The organism is Burkholderia sp. RS01, from assembly GCF_039748055.1.
In the GTDB taxonomy this organism is placed as follows: Bacteria; Actinomycetota; Actinomycetes; order Actinomycetales; family Micrococcaceae; genus Arthrobacter.
Window position 1 is genome coordinate 1 of sequence record NZ_JBDLAK010000048.1, and the last position, 2,660, is coordinate 2,660.

Sequence of the window (2,660 nt, forward strand, 5' to 3'; positions counted from 1 at the left end):
CCGGGGGGCCGGGGGGGCCGGCCCCGGGGGGTTTCCCCGGCCCCCCGGGCCCGTCGCGGCGTCTCCGGCGGGTCCCTAGGGTATCGCCCCCCGCGCCCGTCCGTATCTGTGTCGCCAGGCCGGAACCGCAGCGAAAATCCGATCCTAGAGCCGGGTGTCGAACGAATCGCAGAACACGTTCTCGTTGAACGTTCCCTGGAAGTCCGACTTGCCCTGGATTTTTTCGATGGTCGCCCGAATGGCCTCGGGCGTTCCGGCGTGGGCGTGGATGGCGGTTTTCACCATCGGCACGTCAATCAGGTGGTTGGGCTGGTTGAGCGAGACGAACACGGTGGGGACCTCGGTGACGTACCACGGGATCTCCGCGGCCATCGGCGAGGACCACTTGATCCGGATGGCGGCTTCCTGCGCGAAGCCCTTCACATTGGCGAACACGAACGCGGCGTCGTACCTGGCCGCGTAGTCGCCGGTGGCTTCCTCCGAGATGATCGACATGAAATTCACGCCGGTCTCTCCCGCCGCCTCCCGCTGGTCCGCCGTCTTGAACAGGTGAACCTCGAAGCCGGCCTGTTCCAGCTCCTCCTTGACCGTGTCGAGGTAGGCCAGAGGGTCGGCCCGGGTGAAGTCCGAGCCGCCGGAGATGCCGTACAGCCGGATCCGTTTGTGCGTCTCCGGCGTGATGGGCAGGTTGTTCGCGGTGTCCTTGACCAGGGTGACGGTCTTGTCCGCAATCCCGGCCGCGATGGCCCGGTGGGCGTGGCTTCCGATCACGGCCAGCGCTGCCGCCGGCGGCACGAGCTCCGCGGCGGATTTCCGGTACAGGCCAAGGCTTGCCTTGAGGGCCAGGATCCGGCGCAGCGCATCGTGCAGGCGCTGCTCGGTGATGACGCCGGACTTGTAGCCGTCCATCATGTACCGGAAGTCCTCCGCGGGGTTGCGGAAGAACAGGAACATGTCGCAGCCGGCGGCGATCGTGGCCGGAACCAGGTCCTTGCGCTTCATGGCCTGGGTGAGGCCGATCATCTGCGAGGCGTCAGTGAGGACCAGCCCGTTGAAGCCGAGTTCGCCGCGGAGCAGGTCCTGGAGCAGTTCCGGGGACAGCGTGGCCGGCAGGATGTCCTTGTCCGCCATCCCCGGGCGGAAATGCCGGGAAATCTCAGGCGCCCCGATGTGGCCGATCATGATGGACTGCACGCCGTGCGCGATCATTTCGCGGTACACGTGCCCGTAGGTCCGGTTCCACTCGTCGTATCCGAGCGTGTTGTAGGACGTGACCACGTGCTGGTCGCGTTCGTCCATGCCGTCGCCGGGGAAGTGCTTCATGGCGCAGGCGGTGGGCGACTCGCTGATGCCGTCGAAGTACTCCTTGGCGCGCTCCACCACGATCTCCGGCGTGTTGCCGAAGGCCCGGGTGGAGATCACCGTGTTCCGCCAGTTGTAGTGGATGTCCACGATCGGCGCGAACGCCCAGTTGCAGCCCAGCGCCGCGGTTTCCACCCCGGCCACCTGCCCCATTTGCCGGGCGATGGCCTTGTCCGGGTGCGAGCCGGCCTGCAGGTGCGTCGACACAAACGTTCCGTCGTCGCAGCTTCCGGCTCCTCCCATTTCCGGGTTGGAGGCCACCAGCAGCGGGATGCGGGTCTTGGACTGCGCGTACCGGATATGCTCCTGCACCGCGGCCGAGGGGCCGGGCCGGTAGCGCATGCCGCCCACGTGGTATTTCTCCAACACACCGTCCAGGTACTCCGGGGAGTAGTCGTTGTTGTGGTTGATGAACAGCTGCCCGATCTTTTCCTCGAGGCTCATCCCGGCGATCGTGCTTTCCACCCACGCAACGGCCGCGTCGTCGAGAGTGAACGGCGAAGCCCGGAGGTCGACGTCGAACTGGCGCGGTTGGGTGCCCGGGGCGCCCTGGTACTCAACAGCGGTAGGACCGGCGACGGCGGTGCTGCCGCCCGCCGCGGCGATGCCCGCCAGCGCCTCTGTCACCACCTGGCTCACCGGGGCCGCGATGTCCACCACCACGCCGGCTTCGTCGGCTTCGAGCGGTTCCAGCGTTGCGAGCTGCGAATCGAGGAGGGCAGGCGGCATGAAGTGGCCGGAACGCCCTTCAGTCCGTGCCCTCAGCACCTCTTTGCTGCCGTGCAGGTGCAGGAACACCGTGTCCGGCGCCTGTTCCCTGATAGCGTCACGGTAGCTGCGCTTGAGCGCCGAGCAGGCCAGCACCAGGCCGCCGTTACCGGCGGAGGCGAGCTCCCTGCCCACCGTGGCGAGCCAGGGCCAGCGGTCCCCGTCAGTCAGCGGCGTGCCCGCAGCCATCTTGGCGACGTTCTCCACCGGGTGGAGGGTATCGCCATCGAGGAACGGCACACCGAGTTCGCGGGCCACGAGGTCCCCGATGGTGGTCTTGCCGCAGCCGGAGACGCCCATCACGATGACTTGGCGGCGGGCGGGGGCATTGCCAGGTGTGGAATTGCCCGGTGCAGATGGATTGTGCGTCATTTGTCGTTCCTCACCAGTCGTGCACGGTGCCGTCGACGAGGCGGTTGTAGGGCAGGTAGGCCTGCTGGTACGGGTAGGCCGCGGCGGCTTCTTCGTTGAATTCGACGCCGATGCCGGGCTTCTCGCCCGGGTGCAGGTAGCCGTCCACGAAGGTCATG

The 2,660-nt window shown here is 67.2% G+C and carries 1 protein-coding gene; it reads right to left on the reverse strand.

Going from position 1 to position 2,660, the window contains the following annotated elements; translation table 11 throughout:
* Positions 1 to 144: 144 nt before the first annotated feature.
* Complete coding sequence (locus ABFP37_RS22445) at positions 145 to 2,502, reverse strand: gluconokinase, GntK/IdnK-type (RefSeq protein ID WP_347035024.1); 2,358 nt, start codon at positions 2,500 to 2,502, stop codon at positions 145 to 147.
* Positions 2,503 to 2,660: the final 158 nt, after the last annotated feature.

What these genes read in the sequence shown, in the direction of transcription:
- ABFP37_RS22445 (WP_347035024.1), bottom strand. Translation starts at nt 2,502, where the DNA reads ATGACGCACAATCCATCTGCACCGGGCAATTCCACACCTGGCAATGCC.